The sequence below is a fragment of the Alistipes finegoldii DSM 17242 genome (genome assembly GCF_000265365.1).
Classification (GTDB): domain Bacteria; phylum Bacteroidota; class Bacteroidia; order Bacteroidales; family Rikenellaceae; genus Alistipes; species Alistipes finegoldii.
In genome coordinates this window covers 1,516,281-1,536,096 of record NC_018011.1, presented here as the reverse complement: position 1 = coordinate 1,536,096, position 19,816 = coordinate 1,516,281, and the positions used below count along the sequence as shown (strand labels likewise).

Genomic DNA, 19,816 nt, shown 5'->3' with positions numbered 1-19,816 from the left:
AAAATGAAAATCATGAAACGAATATATCAGTTTTTGCTGCTGGCCGCCGGGTGCGCGGCGCTGACGACGGCGTGCAGCGACGACGATGACAGCTATCTGGTCCGCGAGACGGATTCGATCCGCTTCGCCAGCTGTCTGGCCTCGTCCAAGCAGATCACGCTCCGCTGCAACGGCAGCTGGCGAACCGTGATTCCCGAAGACGCCGGATGGCTTTCGACCTCTCCCTCCGAAGGCGTCGGCAGCGGCGCGTTCGAGTGGATCGCCGTTTCGGCCACGCACAACCGTTCTGCCGAGCGCACCGCGACCATCTACCTCGAAAGCGGAGGCAGGCAATATCCGATCACGGTCACGCAGGCCGACGGCGCCGTCGTTTACGGCGCGCCCTATGTCGAAGGCAACCTCATCGAGCAGGAGCCTTCGAAATCGCGGCTCTGCTTCACCTACGCCAATGCCTACGGCGACGAGACGATCGACGTGAGCTGCACCCTGAGCGGCGATTCGCAGGGCCTTTCGGTGGCCGGCGCCTCGGTGTCGCTTGTCAATGGCGGCGCTACGGTGGCGCTCGACATTGCGGGAACGCCGACCGTGCCGGGCTATGCGGCCTTCGCCGTGTCGGTGGACGGCGTGCAGATCGGTACGGCCCGCGCCAAGGTGTACGCCATGAGCGAAATGCCGATCGAGGGGCTTCCCGTGACGTGGGAGTTCTGTCCCGTCAAGGGCAGTACCGAGGACGTCAATGCCCTGAAAGCCCGGCAGCCCGACTGGGTAACCGCGTCGCACAGTCTGGTTTCGGAGGACGGCCGCGCCTACATCACGGTCGTCGAAGCCGATGCCAAGACGGCTTCGGCGGTCAACAGCTGGGGCTACAACGACGGGCACGCCTATCTCAAGGGGCTTTATACCGGCGATTACTGGCTGCAGAAGATTCCGGTGAAATACCTCGTCTCCGGCACGAAGATCAACTGTACGGGCAGCATCGGCGGTTCGGGTTCTTCGGCGGGGTTCTTCCTGATCGAGTACTCGGCCGACGGGCAGACTTGGCGGCAGGCCGGCGGCGCGAAGAGCGGAACCTTCAACAATACCGAGGTGACCTACCATGTCCGCGCCTACGACAGTCCGCTTTTCGAAGGCGAGAATACGGGCTATTTCTCGTACGACTTCCCCGTCGATCTTACGATCAATTCGGGTACGCTCTGGATACGCTACCGGGTTTCGGCCAACGTGCGCATCACGGCGAACAATACGATCACTACGGGCGGAGGCGGTTCGACGCGCCTGAAGGGCACCTTCTCGGTGTCGGTCGTCGATGAGAACATGAACTGATGAAAACAACGAACAGTATGAAAAAATACCTCACTCTGCTGTTGCTGGCCGTCGTTTCGGCCGCAGCGGGCGCCGGATGCTCTTCGGATGACAGGACGGTGCAGATCACGTCGCTCAAACTCAACGAGAAGGATCTGGAACTTACCGTCGGGCAGTCGTTCCAACTGGTCGCCGCGACCCGTCCCGCCGATGCCGGAGTCACGCTCAAGTGGAGCTCTTCCGACCAGACGGTCGCCACGGTCGATCAAACCGGACTGGTGACGCTCCGCGCCTTCGGCACGGCCGTCATTACGGCCCGCTACCGCAGCTACTCGGCCCGCTGTACGGTCGCCACGTTGCAGGAGCCGCCGCTCGATCCTTCGGCTGCGCTCGCGGCCCCGCTCTCCGATGAGCTTATCTACAGCAAAAACGTACTGCTGTACGCTCCCCGGCGCATCATGCAGGGCTTCGACCTGACCGAAAGCGGCAGCATCTATTATTCGCAGGTCGGCTCCGACGGCGCGACGCTCAACATCTGCCGCGCCGCGGGTCCGGGGCTGAACGCGCAGACCGACTACATGATCCTCAAATACTTCGGCCACGGCACGCAGATCGTCGCCGAGGAGGCTTCCGACGGCAAGACCTACATCTGGCTCAACAGCAACGCCTCGGTGGACAAAAGCGGCGAATACGGCGACAACTGGTCCGTGTCGCGGGTCGAATTCGTTCCGGGCGCGACCTCCGACGCCGGCTATGCGGGAGAGACCTTTTTCCTCAACAAGGACGGACAGTACGACCAGCAGGTCTCGATCGACTTCGGGGCGCGCCGCCTGCTCATCGGTTCGCGCAGGTCGGGCGTGCGCTACTTCTGGATTTTCGACCTCGATGAAGCATTGGCCCTGCCGCTCAAGAAGATGACGGCGACGGTGACGGTCGGTTCGGCGGGCAGCGAACCCGTGACCCGCGAGATCGAGGCCCGCGACCTGAACGACTGCCGCGTGCTGGGCGGTTTTTCGGTACCCGCCGGGTCGGACAAGGAGAACGACGTCTACTCCTATTCGCATCAGGGACACGAAGTGGCGGGCAACTACGTCTACTTCTACGAAGGCAACGCCGTCGAGACGGGCGCCGATTCGTTCGAATCGAAAGCCTATGTCACGGTCTTCAACTACAGCGGCAAGATCGTCGTGCCGCGTACCGAAGTGGCGGCCGTCGCCGACAAGGCGGGACTTGCCGCCGCGGGACTTACGACCACGGGCTATGCCGAGGGCGAGAGTCTGAAGGTGCGTGACGGCAAACTCTATCTGGGCGTGGCGTGCCGCGACGGATCGTCGGGCAACCGCCGGGCCAATATTCTTGTTTATGACTGCGTGCAGGGCGAATGACGCTCTGCGCCGTAAAACGACGAAGCCGGGGTTCGATCCCCGGCTTCGCTGTTTTCTATGGGCGAGTGTGGTTTTTTCCGTGCGAACGGCGGTTCAGTTTGCGCCTGCGTATGCGGTTTATCCTGTCCGGGAGGGCTGCACCCGCCTTTTCCTCCTGACTCCCGACGGCTTATATCGGCAGGTGCTCTTCGAGCGTGCGGCGCAGGTGGTCGCTGTCGAGGTGGGTGTAGATTTCGGTGGTGAGGATGCTCTCGTGTCCCAGCATCTCCTGCACCTGACGTATGCTTGCGCCCCCTTCGAGCAGGTGCGTGGCGAACGAGTGGCGGAAAGTATGGGGGCTGATGTGCTTGTCGATGCCCGCGCGCTCGACGGCCCGCTTGAGGATCGTGAAGACCATCACGCGCGTGAGCTGTCCGCCGCGGTTGTTGAGGAACACCGTCTCCTCGCCCGAACGTGCGCTGCGCCGCTCTTCGAGATACCGCTGTATCTTGTCCCGCGCCGTGTTGCTGATCGGCACCAGCCGCTGTTTGTTGCCTTTGCCGATGACGCGGATGTATCCTTCGCCGAAAAAGAGGTCCGAAAGCCGCAGCGAGGTCAGCTCGGAGACGCGCAGGCCGCACGAGTAGAGCACTTCGAGCATGGCGCTGTCGCGCAGCCCTTTGGTCGAGCGCATGTCGACCGTGGCGATGATGCTGTCGATCTCGTCGGTGGTGAGGATGTCGGGCAGCGGGCGTCCGAATTTGGGCGTATCGACGAACTCGGCGGGCGAAGTCTCGATCTGATCGTTTACCAGCAGGAAGTTGAAGAAACTGCGGATGCCGCACAGGCAGCGGGCCTGCGAGGTCTTTTCGCGTCCGCGGTCGTAGAGCCATGCCATGTAGCGCTCGATCATCGTTCCCTCGACCTTGCGGGGAGCGACGTCGTACTGGCGGAGGATGAAGTGCGCGAACTGGCGCAGGTCGCGCATGTACGATTCCACGGTGTTTTGCGAGAGACGTTTTTCGAGTTTGATATAGGTCCGGTAACGACGTCCCGTCTCTTCCCACTTTTTCGTATTTTCTGCCATCCTTTGCCTGCTATATTCCGAGATTATCGCTAACTTTGTCCGGGCTAAGATATATAAATTTTACATAATATGAACTATATAGCGTTGAATATTGCCTTTTCGGAGGATGAGCAGGCCGAAATACTCACCGCCGAGCTGGCCGACTATCCCTTCGAGAGCTTCGAAACCGAAGACGGGACGCTCAAAGCCTACATTCCGCAGGAGCGGCTGGCCGACTGCAAAGCCGGGGTCGATGCCCTGCTCGCCCGCTACGGCGTGCAGGGACGCTATATCGCCATCGAGACCCAGAACTGGAACGCCGTATGGGAGAGCAATTTCCCGGCCGTCGATGTCGAAGGCCGCCTGCTGATCCGTGCGCCGTTCCACGATCCCGCCCCCGAAGGGGTCATGGAGGTGGTCGTCATGCCCAAGATGTCGTTCGGGACCGGACACCACGCCACTACGTGGCTCGTTTCGCGCGCCGTGCTCGATCTGGGCGTCGCGGGTCGCCGGGGACTCGACATGGGCAGCGGCACGGGCGTGCTGTCGATCGTCGCCGCCAAATGCGGCGCGGAGCACGTCGATGCGGTCGATATCGACGACTGGGCAGACGCCAACTGCCGCGAGAACATCGCCGCCAACGGTGTCGCGGATCGCATTACGCCGATGCTGGGCGACGTGCGCCGCATCGCCGGACGGCATTACGGTTTCATTCTGGCCAACATCAACCGCAACATCCTCTTGGCCGACATGCCGGTCTATGCCGCCGCGCTCGACGCCGGAGGCGATCTGGTGATGAGCGGATTTCTGGAACCCGACGTTCCGGCGATCACGGCCTGCGCCGAAAAACTGGGACTCAGGCCCGTTGCTACGGCGGTGAAGGAGGGCTGGGTGACGGTACACGTACGCAAGGAGTAGGTTGAAGACGTACAAGGGGCGCGGGGTAGTTCTCCATACGCTCAAATACGGCGATTCATCGATGGTCGTCTACCTCCTGACCGACGCCGGCGGCCGCCGCAGTTACATGGTGCAGGGCGTGCGCAGCCGCAATGGACGCGGTTCGAAGCTGGCGCTGTTCCAGCCGATGTTTCCCGTCGAATTCGAGGGGCTGGAATCGCCGCGGCAGCAGATGCACCGCTTCAAGGAGGTGCGGGGCGGATTCGTCTTGCAGAGTCTGCCTTTCGACGTGCGCAAATCGACCATGGCGCTCTTCATGGCAGAGGTTTTGTACCGCCTCGTCAGGGAGTACGACGAACCCAACGAAGCGCTTTTCGACTTCGTGTGGAACTGCGTCGGGGCGCTCGACTCGATGGACGAGGGCGTGGCCAATTTCCATTTGTGGTTTCTCGCCAACCTGAGCCGGTTTCTGGGGTTTTGTCCCGGCAACGAATACGCCTCCGGCGACTGGTTCGATATCCGTGAGGGGCTTTATACGAAAACCCGGCCCGCGCACGTTAGCTATATGAACAGGGAGTGCGCCTGCATGTTGCGCGATTTTCTGGAGTGCGACGTGCGCTGTCTCTCGGAGATCGGTCTCAACCGCGGCCAGCGGGTCGAGTTTCTCAACGCCGTGCTGGTCTATTTCGGGTACCACCTCGACGCCATCAGCGCCGTGCAGTCGGTCCGGATTCTGCGGGAGGTTTTTTAGGAAAAGTGCAACAGAAAATAGAAGGAAAGTTATGAAAAGGATGTTTATGATCGCCGTCGCCTTGTTCGCGGCGTTTTCGCTTTCGGCGCAGGAGCCGGGTCGGTTCCGGCTCGTGCGGCCCGATTCGACCCGTACCGGCAGTTTCAGGCTTCCCGATTCGCTTCGGGTCGAGATGTCCGTTCCCGACTCGCTGGCCCACATGTCGCCGTGGAAAACCGACTTCCGGACCGCTGCGCCGATGAAGGTCAAGCCGGCCGTCTCGATGACTTCGGTGGTGGTGATTCAGAAGGAGAACCTGCCTTCGCGCGTGACCGTGATCGACAACAACTCGCTGCGCCTTGGGTCGCACTTCAACCTTTCGAACGGTCAGGCGTGGAACTGGAGTCCGTTCCCCGATGCGTTCCTCGACGCACGGACGCTCTCCTTCCCGATGCCCCGATAAGTGGGGTATGCAGATGCGCTTCGGATGCCTATCCAGCGCGGTTTTGCAGTGATTTGGTCGGGGTATCTGTCCGAATACGGGCGTAACGCGGCTGCCGGTGTTGTCGTCGGACGCTGCGATCCGTCGTAGGGGCGCATGATGTGGATGCACAACGTTCGGACCTATGCCCGAACCGTCGGGCTTGGGGGTGAAGGACGGCGTGTCGTGAAGAACAGCCTAAAGATATTTCATACTTCGGCGGGGGATTGCCCCGCCGTTGTCGTTTGTTGCGGTCGCGGCGTTCTCTTCGGCGATGCGCTAGACAATTTCGATGCTCGCACCGACCTCGATACCCGCGATGCCCGCGCTGGTCTCGATGCCCGCGCTGGTCTCGATGCCCGCGCTGGTCTCGATGCCCGCACTGGTCTCGATGCCCGCACTGGTCTCGATGCGCGAAACGACCTCGATGTCCGCGCCGTCTCTGGCGCCACCGCCTCGCGCGCATTTTCGTGCAGGTTCACGACCGTCTGCCCCACAAGCGTCCGCTCCTCTTTTTTCGGGTGTTCGCCTGCCCCCCCCCTCCGGGCCGGTGCGTGAGGTATTTGCGTCGCAAACGGCCCTTCTTGTTCGTTTTCAGTCCGGTCGCTGCCGCGTTCGGATGCCTTTCGGACCCGGTTTTGTTCTTTTTAGGTATTTTCGCGTATTGATCGGTTGCGCCGAATTTGCGACTTTTGCAGACCCAAACGATTCTGTTTATGAGATTGATTTTACCAGTTTTGCTGTCGTTCGGGCTGTTTTGCGCCTCCTATGCCCAACAGCCCGATACGCTCTGCACGGCTACGGTCGGGGAGCTTTCCGCAGAGGTCGCGGCGCTCAAGGCCAAAACGTCCGCATGGGACAAGGTGCTGGCCGCCCTGCCTGCGATTTCGGGATACCTCCAGACCGGCTACGAATGGAGCGATAACTCGTCCTCCTTCTTTATCAAGCGCGTGCGCCTGAGCCTGTCGGGCAACATCGCTCCCAAACTCGACTACCGCGTTCAGATCGAATTCGCGTCGCCGAAGATCGTGGACGCATATTTGTGTTACCGGCCGTTCGACGAGCTGAATCTCCAGCTGGGCGAATACAAACTGCCCTTTTCGATCGAGAATACCGAATACGTGCCGCTCAGGTACGAGTTTATCGAGTACCCGTTGTCGTTGTGCAAGCTGATGGGCTTCAACGATCTCTGCGGACTTTCGGCCACGGGGCGCGACATGGGAGCGCAGCTTTTCGGCGGATTTTTCCGCCGCGACGGATACAGCATCCTGAATTACAACATCGGCGTCTTCAACGGCGAGGGGCTGAACGTCAGGGACAAGAACAAGAGCAAGGACATCGTGGCACGCCTGACGCTGAAACCCGCCGCCGGATTGCAGCTGGCCGGGTCGTACTATTGGGGCGAATACGGCGCGGATTACCTCAAGCGCGTCCGTTACGGGGCCGGAGCCTGCTACGACCGCGGTCCGGTCGTCGTGCGCGGCGAATATATCTGCGGCACGACGGGCGACCTCGACAGCGAAGGCTGGTACGCCGTGGCCGGGTGGCGCGTGACGAAGACGCTGCTGCCTGCCGTGCGCTACGATACCTTCCTCGAAAACACCGCCCGCAGTTCGAGCCGCCAGACCAACTACACGGCGGCCCTTACGTGGCAGCCGGTGAAGTACCTGCGCTGCCAGCTGAACTATACCTACGAAGATTACGCTGCCCGCGACGTCTCCGGCCGCAATGTGGTTGCGCTGATGCTTTCCGGCATATTCTAATACTGAAAAACCGAACGCCTTATGAAAAAATGGATGGAACAATTCCGGGTCGAGGACTGGGTGGTAGTCTGGGTGAGCATACCCCTGCTGGCGCTTGCGGCGATCGTGCCCGCCGGACTTCCCAAGGTTCCCGCGACGCTGCTCGGCGGCGCCGCATGGAGCAATATCGCCTACCTCTTCGCCGTCGTGCTGGCGGTGCTTTACGTCGGGTGTCTTCTGTTGCGCCGCCCGCTCAGGGGCCTGCTGCCGTCGCTCGCGGTGGTTTTCGCCGTCTCCCTGCTGGCGCAGATCGTGGCCAAGATTCCCGCCGTCTCCTATTACGGCTTCGAGTCGGTTTTCTTCTCGGTGCTCTTCGGTCTGGTGATCCGCAACGTGTGGCGGGTCCCGGAGTGGATGAAACCCGCGATTCAGGGCGAATTCTACATCAAGATCGGCGTCGTATGTCTCGGTGCCACGATCCTTTTCAGCGACGTGATGAAGTCGGGCGTCTTCGGTCTGGCGCAGGCCTGTCTGGTGGTCGCCGTCGTGTGGTTCTTCGCCTATTGGGTGTCGCGCCGCATGAAGGTTGACGAGCGTACGGCGATGGTCCTTTCGAGCGGCGTCTCGATCTGCGGCGTTTCGGCGTGTATCACGGCGGCCCGCGTGGCGGGCGGCGACGACCGGAAACTCTCCTACATCGTTTCGCTGGTGCTGATCGTCGTGGTGCCGATGATCTACCTGATGCCGTGGCTCGCAAATACGATTCTGCCCCTGATTTTCGACGATCCCCATGTCGTGCAGGAGGTCGCCGGCGCATGGATCGGCGGTACGATCGACACTACGTCGGGCGTGGCGGCGTCGAGTACGATCGTCGGCGAGGTCGCCAACCAGCATGCCGTCATCATCAAGGCGGCGCAGAACGTGCTGATCGGCGTCGTGGCTTTCTTCATCGCCCTCTACCTCTCGACCCGCCGCGGCGAAAAGGGCGCTCAGGCTCCGTCGCTGGGCATCGTGTGGGAGAAGTTCCCGAAATTCATCATCGGCTTCGTCGCGGCCTCGCTGGTTTTCAGCATCCTGCAGAGCAACGGCCTGTTTACGGCCGATGCGAAGGGCAAACTCGCCGAACCGGGCGTCGCCAAGATGTTCTCGACGGTCTTTTTCTCGCTGGCCTTCGTCTGTGTGGGGCTTGACACCCGCCTGAAAGAGATCGTTTCGAAGGAAAACCGCAACGCTCTATGGGCGTTCCTTGTGGCGCAGACCTTCAATATCGTCGTTACGCTGGTCATCGCGCTCGTGCTGTTCGGCGTCCTGAAACCGATGCTGGCATAGCGCAGTCTTCATAATACCGTCAACGCCCCGGCTTCCTGTTGCCGGGGCGTTTTTGTCTCCATACATTCGGGCGAAACGTCTTTTGTGGCCCGTATGGCATATTTTTCAGCCTTTTTATCCGATCTGATAATTAGTTTTGTCGGACGATCCTGCGAAAGAGATGACTGCTGAAGCCGCCCGGCGCCGGAGAAGGTTCCGGGGGCCAAAATATGAACAACTAAAAAACTGTATGTATGGCAAAAGTAAAAGTAAAATTCCGGAATTCGACGGTAGAGGGTAAGGCGGGGGTAATCTATTACCAACTCTGCCATAAATGCCAATCCCGGCAGATAACTACCGGAATTCGTCTTTTCCCCGAACAATGGGACGCCCTGCGGGAGCGGGCGGTCGTTCCCTTTGCTGGGCTCGACGGCGAGATAGCTGTCGTCCAGCGGCAGATCGACGGCGATTTGTGCCTGTTTCGTGCGATTATCGGGGATTTCGAAGCCCGGCGGGTGGAGTACGGCCTTCCGGATGTTGTCGGACGGTTCCGGTCGTTCGGGCGGGTTACCGTTTTTGCCTTTATCGAAAAGCAGATCGCCTGCCTTCGGGCGGGCGGAAGATTGGGGACGGCGCGGAATTACCGGCGGACGCTGAACAGCTTCGCCGGATTTTTGAACGGAGCGGACATTCCGTTCTCACTGCTGGACGAACAACTGGTAAGCCGGTACGACGACTGGCTGCGGCGGAGACGGATTGTACGCAATACCGTCTCTTTTTATATGCGGGTGCTGCGTGCCGTTTTCAACAAGGCGGTCCGGGAGGGCATCGTGTCGCAAAGTTCTCCTTTCCGGAATGTATATACCGGCGTGGACCGTACCCGCAAGCGCGCCGTCGGCGAAGAGACCGTCATACGGCTCCGGCGGTTGAATCTGGAACACTCCCCCTCCTTGGCGCTGGCGCGGGATATTTTTATTTTCAGCTATTGCGCGCGGGGTATGGCGTTCGTCGATATCGCCTTCCTGCGCAAGCAGGACATCGCCGGAGGGGCGATATGCTATGTCCGCCGCAAAACGGGACAGCGCCTTACGATCCGTATCGAACCCTGCATGGGCGATATCATCGAACGCTATGCGCCGGTTACCCGCACGTCGGACTATGTTTTTCCTTTGCTGAATGCGGAGGACCCGGTCCGGGGATTCTCCCAGTACCAGACTGCTCTGGGATACTACAACCGCCGGCTCAAACGGCTGGCCGAACTGCTCGGACTGGAGATGCCGCTGTCGTCCTATACTTCGCGGCATACATGGGCGACCACGGCCCGGAATCACAACGTTCCGTTGTCGATCATCAGTGCGGGAATGGGACATGCTTCGGAGAAAACGACCCAGATCTATCTGGCTTCGCTCGAAAGCTCCGTCGTCGATCAGGCGAACCGGAGCATAATAGCTTCATTGTATGTGTAATATCTCTTGGTAAGAGATGTGTGTGGTCAGTAATGAATTGATATTAAGAAGAATGGCTTGCGGTTCATATCTTGTTTTTATAAATCGGCAAAAGATCTGCGTTGGAAATCTTCAGCGATTCACGGCCGATCGTACAATACCGGCATACGAAGGCCTAATTGTATCAGTATTTGGACTAAAAATAAAAAAGGCGTTGATAATCAATCCTTTTTTAACGCAGAAAAACTCACTGCATACGAAAATAAAGAACAAAAGATTTGTGCATATATTTTATTTTTAATACTTTTGCCCTCAACATTAAGGTCTCTTACCAAGAGACTGTACTGTGAAATGTGAAAGTGTTCTTATGGGAGGCGCGTAAGTGATTGAAAATCATTGCAATAAATGGTTTTCGATGTCCCCGTGGAATGCTTTTTTTACAACCATACCTCTCTTTCCGACCTTTTTTAGTCTAAGAAAAGCATGATGAACAGTCCGGATACAGCTGCCGAATGGTATGTTCTGCGAGTGACCTATCAGCGGGAACTTTCGACGAAGGAGTATCTTGACAAACTGAACATCGAGAATTTTGTGCCGGTACGGGTTGTGCGCCGCCGGAACTCCAAGGGACAGTTTTTCCGGGCTTGCGAAGTCGCCGTGCACAACTATATTTTCATCCGTTCGACACGTGAGGTCATCGACGAATTGAAAACCTATAAGCTACCTATGCTTCGTTATGTGATGCACCCGCAAAACGGTGAGAATCAGATTATGATCGTGCCCGAAGAGCAGATGCGGAATTTTATTGCCGTTGCGGGCAATGAAGACGAACAGGTGCTTTTCATGTCGCCCGAAGAGGTCGCCTTGTCGAAAGGGGACAAGGTGCGGATCACGGGCGGCGTATTCGAAGGGGTCGAGGGCCAGCTCATGCGGGTGAAGAATTCCCGCGGGAAACGGGTCGTGGTCAAGATCGACGGCATCACGGCGGTGGCTACCGCCTCCATTCCCTCGGCGCTGGTCGAAAAGATTTGATGGCCGGATTCGGTTTTCCTGAATTGCAGAGATTGATTTTTTGGAAGTTATGACGCCGGAATATTTGAAAGAAGCGCTGCCGTCCCTGCTGAATGCCGATTTTGCGGGGGCGACGAATGTCCGCCTGCTTTGGTTGGCGCGGGCGTACGCCGCATTGTGCGGTCTGGTGACGTTCGATTCGCCGGCCGGTGAGTTCGGAACCCGGAGAATCTGGCTGCAAAGGATCGATACGCTGTTCGGTGTGCTGCGGGAACGCTGCCGCCGCGAGTCGGATGCTGCGCTGCGCTGCCGGATGGTCCATGCCATGTATACGCTCGTTTGCGGGACCGTGTCCGGCGACGTCTCGAAAAAGAAAGAGGTCTGTTTCGCAATGGCCGACGAACTCGTCCGGGATTGTCTCGGCGGCAACGAAAAGCGCTCTTCTCTCCGACCGGACGAATCGGAATTGTTGATCCGGACAGGTGTTTGTCATTGTCTGATCGACTTGCTTTACCCCGGTCCGGACGCCGGCGACGAATATCTGCTGCTTCTGAAACGGCAGATTGCCGGCTGGATCGCCGAAATGAACCGGGACGGCAGCTGGAGCGGCGTGTCGCCGGATGTTGCGCTGGAGCGTATCGGCGTGATGAACCGCTATTCGTATGCGTTCCTCGACAAAACGAATGACCGTGCGGTAAATCGGTCGTTCGAATACTTCCGGAACTCTTTGCCGGTTCCCGAAGACGCCGGCAACTTCGACGAAAATTACCTCTATACTTTGGTCCGGCTGTACGATGCGGCGGTTCTGGGCAATGCGTATGATCCGGACCCTCACCTTGCATGGCGAATCGCCCGCTTCATGTACGATTACGGCCGGACTCCGTTCTGTTCAGACGACGATCGCTTCTGCTGCGTCTGCTGTGTGGTTTGTCATGTCGCCGAACGAATCGATATCTGGCAATCTGCTCCTACGGAGCGATATATTGCATAATGACAGTCTTGAATCTTTATCTTGTTTATACTCTCTGCATATTCCACATATTCTACCTGCTGTCTCGGAAAATAAATAATTGGTATGGCAACGCCTCTTTGCTACACAATCATTATTCCCTTCTTCATAGCTCTTCTGTTGGTCGGCTGGATACATCCCCGTCTGGTGAAGATCGCTCTGCTGAAAAATATCGTCGATAATCCGGATGCCCGCAAATTGCAGCGTACGCCGGTTCCTGTCCTCGGCGGAGTCGCCGTCTTTTTCGGAGTCGTGATTGCGATCGGATGTATGAGCTCCGTCGTTGATTGCTCCGGTCTGCCGGTCGTAATTATGGCCATGATGGCGATGCTCTATACGGGGACGATGGACGACATTCTGAGTCTTTCACCGGGTTTGCGATTCGTGATCGAGATCGTCGTCGTTTTATTGCTGATTTTCGTTGGCGGTTACTGTATAGACGATTTTCATGGATTGTGGAACATCGGCCGGTTTTCTTATTGGTATGCAGTGCCTTTGACGGTCGTTGCGGCGGTAGGTATTATCAATGCCATCAATTTGGTAGATGGCGTCAACGGTCTCTCGTCCGGCTATTGCATTATGGCTTGTCTGATCTTCGGCACGCTCTTCTTTCTTTCCGGCGAAGAGTCGATGACCATCTTGGCCGTGGTCTCGGTCGGCGCTCTTATTCCCTTTTTTCTGCATAACGTTTTCGGCAAAACGTCGAAAATGTTCATCGGTGACGGCGGAACGCTTGTCATGGGCGTTGTCATGTCGGTTTTTGTAATCGAGATCCTGCAGAACGGGTCGCGGGCCGCTGCGTATGTGGATCCGAACGTGGGACTGGTGCCTTTTACGCTGGCGGTATTATCGGTCCCCGTATTCGATACGCTGCGGGTGATGTCGACGCGCATATTGAAAGGGACCTCTCCGTTTCGTCCCGATAAGACACACCTGCATCATATGTTTATCGACCTCGGATGCTCCCATGTGGCGACGACACTGGCTATTCTGGGGGTGAATATGTTTGTCGTGTTGTGCTGGTGGGCGCTGGAAGCTTCGGGCTTTTCGATCGCCGTCCAGCTGTATGCGGTTATTGCCGTAAGCCTGCTGGTCACTTCCGGTCTCTACCATTTCATGCAGTGGCATATCTGCCGCGATACGCGATTCATGAGGGCGATGCGGCGGCTGGGCTACAAAACCCACATCAGCCGTACCGGGATTTTCTTCTGGTTGCAGCAGGTAATGGACAAGGTCTGAATTTCGCACGGCGGAATCTTCCGGCCGGGCGGTTGTCAGCATAATATTCTTTAAAGGATTATTCGGAAATAAAGCAATACGGTATAATATGAAAGGCATCATTTTGGCGGGTGGCAGCGGCAGCCGCCTGTATCCGATCACGAAGGGGGTCAGCAAGCAGCTGCTTCCGGTCTACGACAAGCCGATGGTCTATTACCCGCTCTCGGCGCTTCTTCTTGCGGGCATCCGCGAAATCCTCGTGATCTCGACTCCGGAGGACCTTCCGGGTTTCCGGCGTCTGCTGGGCGACGGCTCCGACTACGGCGTGCGTATCGACTACGCGGCACAGCCATCTCCGGACGGTCTTGCACAGGCTTTTCTGATCGGCGAGGATTTCCTCGGCGGCGATTCCGCGTGCCTCGTTCTTGGCGACAACATCTTCTACGGTTCCGGTTTCACGGGTCTTCTTCGCGAGGCCGTCCGTACGGCCGAGGAGGATGGCAAGGCCACGGTCTTCGGCTACCGTGTCGACGATCCGGGCCGCTACGGGGTCGCGGAGTTCGACGATAAGGGCAACTGCCTTTCGATCGAGGAGAAACCCGCCCATCCGAAGTCTAACTACGCAGTCGTGGGCCTGTACTTCTATCCGAACAAGGTCGTGGATGTGGCCAAGAGCATCAAGCCCTCGGCCCGCGGGGAGCTTGAGATCACGAGCGTGAACCAGTGTTTCCTGCAAAGCGGCGAGCTGAAGGTGCAGACGCTCCAGCGCGGCTTCGCATGGCTGGATACGGGCACGCACGACTCCTTGGCCGAAGCCTCGATCTTCGTGGAGGTCATCGAGAAGCGTCAGGGACTTAAGATCGCCTGTCTGGAAGGCATCGCCTACCGCAACGGGTGGATCACGGCGGACAAACTGCGCGCACTTGCCGAGCCGATGCTCAGGAACCAGTACGGACAATACCTTTTGAAACTCCTCGACGAACCGGAAGCATAAACGATGACAACGATTGATCAGAGAGAAAATAGCCATGTATTCTCGATCATGAAAGGATTGGGGATTATTTTTGTTGTTGCAGGGCATACAGCGTATTCTCCGGTTCATAACTTTGTATACCTGTTTCATTTGGCTGTTTTCTATTTCGTAGCCGGATATTTCTTCAAGGATAAATATATAGACGATAAACTTTTATTCGTTTGGAAAAAAATTAAAAGTTTGTGGTTTCCGCTGGTCGGATACGGAATCGTTTTCATGCTGTTGCACAATCTCTTTTTCAGAGCTCATTTTTATAATCCTCTGACCAGTCATTTGTATACGCGACAGGACTATTTCGATTGTCTTAAATATTTTTGTTCTTGCGTTACTCCGGAACAATTGTTAGGGGCATTGTGGTTTCTGAGAAGTCTTTTCATCGTTTCCTTCTTGTTCATGATCGGAGTCTGGATTTCCAAACGGCTGTCAGACCGATATTCCGATATAATTTTAGGGGGGGGGATTTTGTTCGCAGTGGTCCTTTGTTCTGTTTTTGATGCTGAGATACAGCAGATTGATATTCTGATTATACGACGGATTTTATCTAACGAGTGTTATTTGACCGCTATTTTATATATGGGGCGAATGTTTCGGAAATACCAGCGATATATGCCTGTTAATATATGGAGCATCGGGGTTTTACTGATGTTACTGCTCTTCTTGCAATATAAAAATGTAACGGTGGCAATCGCCAGTTCAATTTTCCCGCCGCTCCCTGTTTTCTATTTTGCATCGGCCGTCGGTTGTCTGTTTACTTATACTTTGGCTGTATACATACATAATCTACCGACTCTGTCGCGTATTATGATCTATGCCGGAAATGCGTCTTTAGCTATCATGGCTCTGCATTTTCTTGCATTCAAAGTTGTCAGCCTGCTCCAGATTCTGATATATGGTTATGGCATTGATTATTTGTCCGCATTCCCTGTTATCCCGGACCGGATAAATATCTGGTGGGTTCCATACGTAGTTTGTGGTGTCGCTTTGCCGCTGTTATATACAAGTGTTAAACAAATACTTGTTCTTCAATCCGGTCGATTATACGGTCAACTGATCTTAAAATTTAAACTATGAAAGTCGTTCCTACCGCCATAGAGGGCGTTGTTATCCTAGAGCCGGAGGTTTTCGGCGACGCGCGGGGCTACTTCTTCGAGAGCTACTCGCAGCGCCGCTTCGACGCAGAGGTCCGTCCCGTGCGGTTCGTGCAGGACAACGAATCGCACTCACGCTACGGCGTGCTGCGGGGCCTCCATTTCCAGAAGGGGCGGTACTCCCAGTCGAAACTCGTCCGCGTGGTCCGGGGCCGCGTGCTCGACGTCGCGGTGGATATCCGCCGCGGCTCCCCCACGTTCGGCCGCCACGTGGCGGTGGAGCTGACGGAAGACAACAAGCGTCAGTTCTTCATTCCGCGGGGCTTCGCGCACGGCTTCGCCGTTCTGAGCGACGAAGCGACGTTCCAATACAAGTGCGACAACCCCTACTCCCCCGAATCGGAGGGCGCCATTGCATGGAACGACCCTTCGCTGGGCATCGACTGGCGTCTGGCCCCCGAAGATGTAATCCTCTCGCCCAAGGACAGCGCCCATCCGCTGCTGTCGGAGGCCGGGGAGCTGTTCGACTATAATACGAACTATTATAGTTTATGACGACTTTATTTTTTGTATTTCTGTTCCTAGTGTTATTCAAACAAATAATACTAGTCTCCTCGATATTTCCGATGGCTTTTTATTACAGGTTCAAAAGGAACCGACAATTTCAGTCGTCAGAATCCGTCTCCCCCCCCCTCGTTAGGCAACAAAAAGGAGGCATTACAGGTCGAATCAAACTTCTATGCAGTGGATATTTCCGTTATAACTTGTTCCAAATCGCTTATATTCCGTCACATATAATCCGGGATTTTCTTTATAAGAAAGTTTGTCTGGTCGAAATCGGTCCTAAAGCTGTTATTTATTTTGGAGCGGAGATAAGAGAGCCTTATAAACTGAAAATCGGAGAGGGGAGCATTATTGGGGATCGGGCGGTTTTAGATGCGCGAAATGGAATATCGATAGGTGCGAATGTCAATCTCTCTACAGAAGTACATATTTGGACAGAGCAGCATGACCATAGAGATCCGGATTTCAAATGCAATTCAGATGACAGTTTTCGCGTCGTCATAGAGGATCGGGCATGGCTCGGTCCGAGAACGACGATATTGCACGGGGTTACAATTGGTGAAGGCGCCGTCGTCGCAGCCGGCGCCGTAGTGACAAAAGATGTTGCTCCCTACACGATCGTCGGTGGGGTTCCCGCAAAAAAGATAGGCGAACGTACACACGATCTACGATACGAATTTTCCGGAGATTATATTCCTTTTTATTAAACTTATGAATATCCTGATTACGGGAGCGAACGGACAACTTGGGCGCTCCCTGCGGCGTCTGGGCGGCGTTTCGCCCCACAACTACCTTTTTACGGACGTCGCGGAACTAGACATCACCGATGCGGCTGCCGTCCTGCGAACGGTCGAGGAGCGGCGCATCGACGTTATCGTGAACTGCGCGGCCTACACCGACGTGGAGCGGGCCGAGGAGGACGAACCGACGGCGGAGCTGCTGAACCACAAGGCCGCGGGCAATCTGGCAGCTGCGGCTAAGGCGACGGGCGCGACGCTGTTCCACGTCTCGACGGACTACGTCTTCGACGGCACGGCCCATACGCCCTATACGGAGGATGGTACGCCCTCGCCGCTGGGGGCGTACGGGCGCACGAAACTTGCGGGCGAACGCGCCGTCATGGCGTCCGGGTGCCGGTATCTGATCTTCCGCACGGCGTGGCTCTACTCGGAATACGGCAACAACTTCCTGAAGACGATGCTGCGTCTGACCTCGGAGCGGGATACGCTGCAGGTGGTCTTCGACCAGATCGGCACTCCGACCTACGCCGGGGACTTGGCGCTTGCGATCTTCTCGATCATCGAGTCGGAACGCTACGCGGGCAACGAGGGCGTGTACCACTTCACCGACGAGGGCGTCTGCTCGTGGTACGACTTCGCGACGGAGATCGCCGCGGCCGCGGGTCACGACTCATGCCACATCATCCCCTGCCACACGTCGGAATTCCCGACCAAGGCCGCACGCCCGGCCTACTCGGTGCTGGACAAAACCAAAATCAAGACCACCTTCCAGATGGACATCCCCCACTGGAGGGAGTCCATGATCTACTGTCTGAAACAAATTGAAAAATAAATCATTATGATACCTAAAATCATCCATTTCGTATGGTTGGGAGGAGGGAAATACCCCCCCCGGTTCAGGATTGCATAGACTCTTGGAAGAGGATCTTGCCGGATTATACCATAAAGCGTTGGGATGAAACGAATTTCGATATAGATTCTGTTCCGTGGGTAAAGGAGGCTATTCAAATGAGGAAATGGTCTTTAGCCTCAGATTATATCAGACATTTTGCCCTTTATACGGAAGGTGGTATTTATATGGATACTGATGTCAAAGTATTCAGACCTTTTGATGAGTTTTTATCTTGGGACTTTTTTTCTTCTGTTGAATATCATCCGACCTATTTTTTATCACAAGGTATTCATCAAATAGACGATGCCGGAGTCGTCCGACGGGATGGGGATATTGTCGCAGGACTGGGATTGTTGGCAGCTTTGATAGCCTCCAAGAAAGCTAATCCCTTTATTAAGGAATGTTTGGATTATTATGGCTCCCGGCATTTTATTCAAGAGGACGGGTCCTTATATGTAGATGTCATAAATCCGGGCATTATGGCGATGTTGGCAACGAAGTATGGATTCCGCTATAAAGACGAGGATCAGCTCCTTGACGGAAATATGATGGTGTATAGCTCAAGCATATTCGCAGGCGATCCTGCGACGAGAAGCAAGGAGTCCTATTCCATGCATTATTGTGACGGGTCTTGGCGGGAAAAAACTCTGAAAACCCGAATGAAAGATTATATAAAAAGGATTTTATATAAGAAAAGAAAATAATTCATTAATATTGAATATATGCAACGCACTATCCTCATCACGGGCGGCGCGGGCTTCATCGGCTCGCATGTGGTCCGTCTTTTCGTGACCAAATACCCCGATTACCGGATCGTCAACCTCGACAAGCTGACCTATGCGGGCAACCTTGCCAACCTGCGGGACATCGAGGAGCGGCCGAACTACACTTTCGTCAGGGGCGACATCTGCGACTTCGAGGCGATGCGTGAACTGTTCCGGCAGTACGGCATCGACGGGGTGATCCACCTCGCAGCCGAGAGCCACGTGGACCGCTCGATCAGGGATCCGTTCACCTTCGCGCGTACGAACGTCATGGGCACGCTGTCGCTGCTCGAAGCTGCGCGGGAGCATTGGAACGGCAATTGGGCGGGCAAGCTGTTCTACCACATCTCGACCGACGAAGTGTACGGTGCGCTGGAGCTGACCCGCCCCGCGGGGGACCCTGCGGGCTGCGAGAGCGGCGGCGGTCCTTTCGGGGAGGAGTTCTTCACCGAGGAGACGAAGTACGACCCGCACAGCCCCTACTCGGCGTCGAAAGCTTCGTCGGACCACTTCGTGCGGGCCTACCACGACACGTACGGCATGCCGACGCTGGTTACCAACTGCTCGAACAACTACGGTCCTTACCAGTTCCCTGAGAAGCTGATTCCGCTGTTCATCAACAACATCCGCCGCGGAAGGCCGCTTCCGGTGTACGGCCGCGGGGAGAACGTCCGCGACTGGCTCTACGTCGAGGACCACGCGCGTGCCATCGACGTGATCTTCCACAAGGGCAAGGTCGCCGACACGTACAACATCGGGGGTTTCAACGAATGGAAGAACATCGACCTGATACGGGTGATCGTCAAAACCGTGGACCGGTTGCTGGGCAATCCCGAAGGCGCTTCGGAAAAGCTGATCACGTATGTCGCCGACCGCGCGGGTCACGACCTGAGATACGCCATCGACTCGCGCAAACTCAAAGACGAGCTGGGCTGGCAGCCCAGCCTGCAGTTCGAGGAGGGGATCGAAAAGACGGTCCGCTGGTACCTCCAGAACCAAAAATGGATGGACCAGATCACCTCCGGGGAGTATGAAAAATACTACCAAAGCATGTACAAAAATTAGACAGTAATTATTCGGTGCAGAACTGAATACATCTGCTTGATTTATTAGGTGCAAGTGGGCAAGAGATGAGAATACGAAAATGTCTAATCGTTCAGTA

The 19,816-nt window shown here is 56.3% G+C and carries 19 protein-coding genes; 18 read left to right on the top strand and 1 reads right to left on the bottom strand.

Annotation, left to right across the window (positions count from 1 at the left end; genetic code table 11):
- Positions 1 to 12 precede the first annotated feature (12 nt).
- Together ALFI_RS06815 and ALFI_RS06810 are read left to right on the top strand one after the other, a co-directional pair.
- Complete coding sequence (locus tag ALFI_RS06815; RefSeq protein WP_014775279.1) at positions 13 to 1,323, top strand: BACON domain-containing protein; 1,311 nt, start codon at positions 13 to 15, stop codon at positions 1,321 to 1,323.
- Positions 1,324 to 1,340: 17 nt separating this feature from the next.
- The gene (locus tag ALFI_RS06810; RefSeq protein ID WP_014775278.1) at positions 1,341 to 2,687 is read left to right on the top strand and encodes an Ig-like domain-containing protein; all 1,347 of its coding nucleotides are present in this window, start codon (positions 1,341 to 1,343) and stop codon (positions 2,685 to 2,687) included.
- A 169-nt stretch (positions 2,688 to 2,856) separates the two neighbouring features.
- Here the strand turns inward: ALFI_RS06810 and xerD are convergent, their stop codons facing one another.
- Positions 2,857 to 3,753 carry a site-specific tyrosine recombinase XerD gene (gene xerD, locus ALFI_RS06805; protein WP_009596903.1) on the bottom strand — a complete coding sequence of 299 codons (897 nt, stop codon included), beginning with the start codon at positions 3,751 to 3,753 and terminating at the stop codon, positions 2,857 to 2,859.
- Between the two features lie 69 nt (positions 3,754 to 3,822).
- Here xerD and prmA point away from each other — a divergent pair, with 69 nt between their 5' ends.
- The 16 genes from prmA (at position 3,823) to rfbB (ending at position 19,719) form a co-directional block, all read left to right on the top strand.
- Positions 3,823 to 4,650 carry a 50S ribosomal protein L11 methyltransferase gene (gene prmA, locus ALFI_RS06800; RefSeq protein ID WP_009596826.1) on the top strand — a complete coding sequence of 276 codons (828 nt, stop codon included), beginning with the start codon at positions 3,823 to 3,825 and terminating at the stop codon, positions 4,648 to 4,650.
- Position 4,651: 1 nt separating this feature from the next.
- The gene (gene recO, locus ALFI_RS06795; protein ID WP_009596800.1) at positions 4,652 to 5,380 is read left to right on the top strand and encodes a DNA repair protein RecO; all 729 of its coding nucleotides are present in this window, start codon (positions 4,652 to 4,654) and stop codon (positions 5,378 to 5,380) included.
- Between the two features lie 31 nt (positions 5,381 to 5,411).
- Positions 5,412 to 5,822, top strand: coding sequence for a hypothetical protein (locus ALFI_RS06790; RefSeq protein ID WP_237958576.1), 411 nt, complete (start codon positions 5,412 to 5,414; stop codon positions 5,820 to 5,822).
- 734 nt (positions 5,823 to 6,556) lie between these two features.
- Complete coding sequence (locus ALFI_RS06785) at positions 6,557 to 7,603, top strand: porin (protein ID WP_014775276.1); 1,047 nt, start codon at positions 6,557 to 6,559, stop codon at positions 7,601 to 7,603.
- Positions 7,604 to 7,624: 21 nt separating this feature from the next.
- A complete protein-coding gene (locus ALFI_RS06780; protein WP_014775275.1) occupies positions 7,625 to 8,911 on the top strand; it encodes a YeiH family protein in 1,287 nt (428 codons plus the stop codon).
- Positions 8,912 to 9,144: 233 nt separating this feature from the next.
- Positions 9,145 to 10,356: a tyrosine-type recombinase/integrase gene (locus ALFI_RS06775; protein WP_009596859.1), complete on the top strand. Its 1,212-nt coding sequence runs from the start codon at positions 9,145 to 9,147 to the stop codon at positions 10,354 to 10,356.
- A gap of 462 nt (positions 10,357 to 10,818) precedes the next feature.
- Positions 10,819 to 11,367, top strand: a complete 549-nt coding sequence (locus ALFI_RS06770; RefSeq protein WP_042493392.1) for a UpxY family transcription antiterminator — start codon at positions 10,819 to 10,821, stop codon at positions 11,365 to 11,367.
- A 49-nt stretch (positions 11,368 to 11,416) separates the two neighbouring features.
- Positions 11,417 to 12,337 (top strand): hypothetical protein, encoded by a 921-nt coding sequence (locus tag ALFI_RS06765; protein WP_014775273.1) that lies wholly within the window; start codon positions 11,417 to 11,419, stop codon positions 12,335 to 12,337.
- 84 nt (positions 12,338 to 12,421) lie between these two features.
- Positions 12,422 to 13,594, top strand: coding sequence for a glycosyltransferase family 4 protein (locus ALFI_RS06760; protein WP_014775272.1), 1,173 nt, complete (start codon positions 12,422 to 12,424; stop codon positions 13,592 to 13,594).
- 88 nt (positions 13,595 to 13,682) lie between these two features.
- On the top strand, positions 13,683 to 14,567 hold the full coding sequence (gene rfbA, locus ALFI_RS06755; protein ID WP_014775271.1) for a glucose-1-phosphate thymidylyltransferase RfbA: 885 nt from the start codon (positions 13,683 to 13,685) through the stop codon (positions 14,565 to 14,567).
- Positions 14,568 to 14,570: 3 nt separating this feature from the next.
- Positions 14,571 to 15,677: an acyltransferase family protein gene (locus ALFI_RS06750; RefSeq protein WP_014775270.1), complete on the top strand. Its 1,107-nt coding sequence runs from the start codon at positions 14,571 to 14,573 to the stop codon at positions 15,675 to 15,677.
- Positions 15,674 to 16,249: a dTDP-4-dehydrorhamnose 3,5-epimerase gene (gene rfbC / locus ALFI_RS06745; protein ID WP_009596823.1), complete on the top strand. Its 576-nt coding sequence runs from the start codon at positions 15,674 to 15,676 to the stop codon at positions 16,247 to 16,249. Before ALFI_RS06750 ends, rfbC begins: the two co-directional genes overlap by 4 nt.
- Complete coding sequence (locus ALFI_RS06740; protein WP_014775269.1) at positions 16,246 to 16,965, top strand: acyltransferase; 720 nt, start codon at positions 16,246 to 16,248, stop codon at positions 16,963 to 16,965. The genes rfbC and ALFI_RS06740 overlap by 4 nt, the downstream gene beginning before the upstream one ends.
- Positions 16,966 to 16,969: 4 nt before the next feature.
- Positions 16,970 to 17,830: a dTDP-4-dehydrorhamnose reductase gene (rfbD, locus tag ALFI_RS06735; RefSeq protein ID WP_009596786.1), complete on the top strand. Its 861-nt coding sequence runs from the start codon at positions 16,970 to 16,972 to the stop codon at positions 17,828 to 17,830.
- Between the two features lie 32 nt (positions 17,831 to 17,862).
- Positions 17,863 to 18,594, top strand: a complete 732-nt coding sequence (locus ALFI_RS06730; protein WP_014775268.1) for a glycosyltransferase family 32 protein — start codon at positions 17,863 to 17,865, stop codon at positions 18,592 to 18,594.
- Between the two features lie 18 nt (positions 18,595 to 18,612).
- Positions 18,613 to 19,719 (top strand): dTDP-glucose 4,6-dehydratase, encoded by a 1,107-nt coding sequence (gene rfbB / locus ALFI_RS06725; RefSeq protein ID WP_014775267.1) that lies wholly within the window; start codon positions 18,613 to 18,615, stop codon positions 19,717 to 19,719.
- The last annotated feature ends 97 nt before the right edge of the window (positions 19,720 to 19,816 follow it).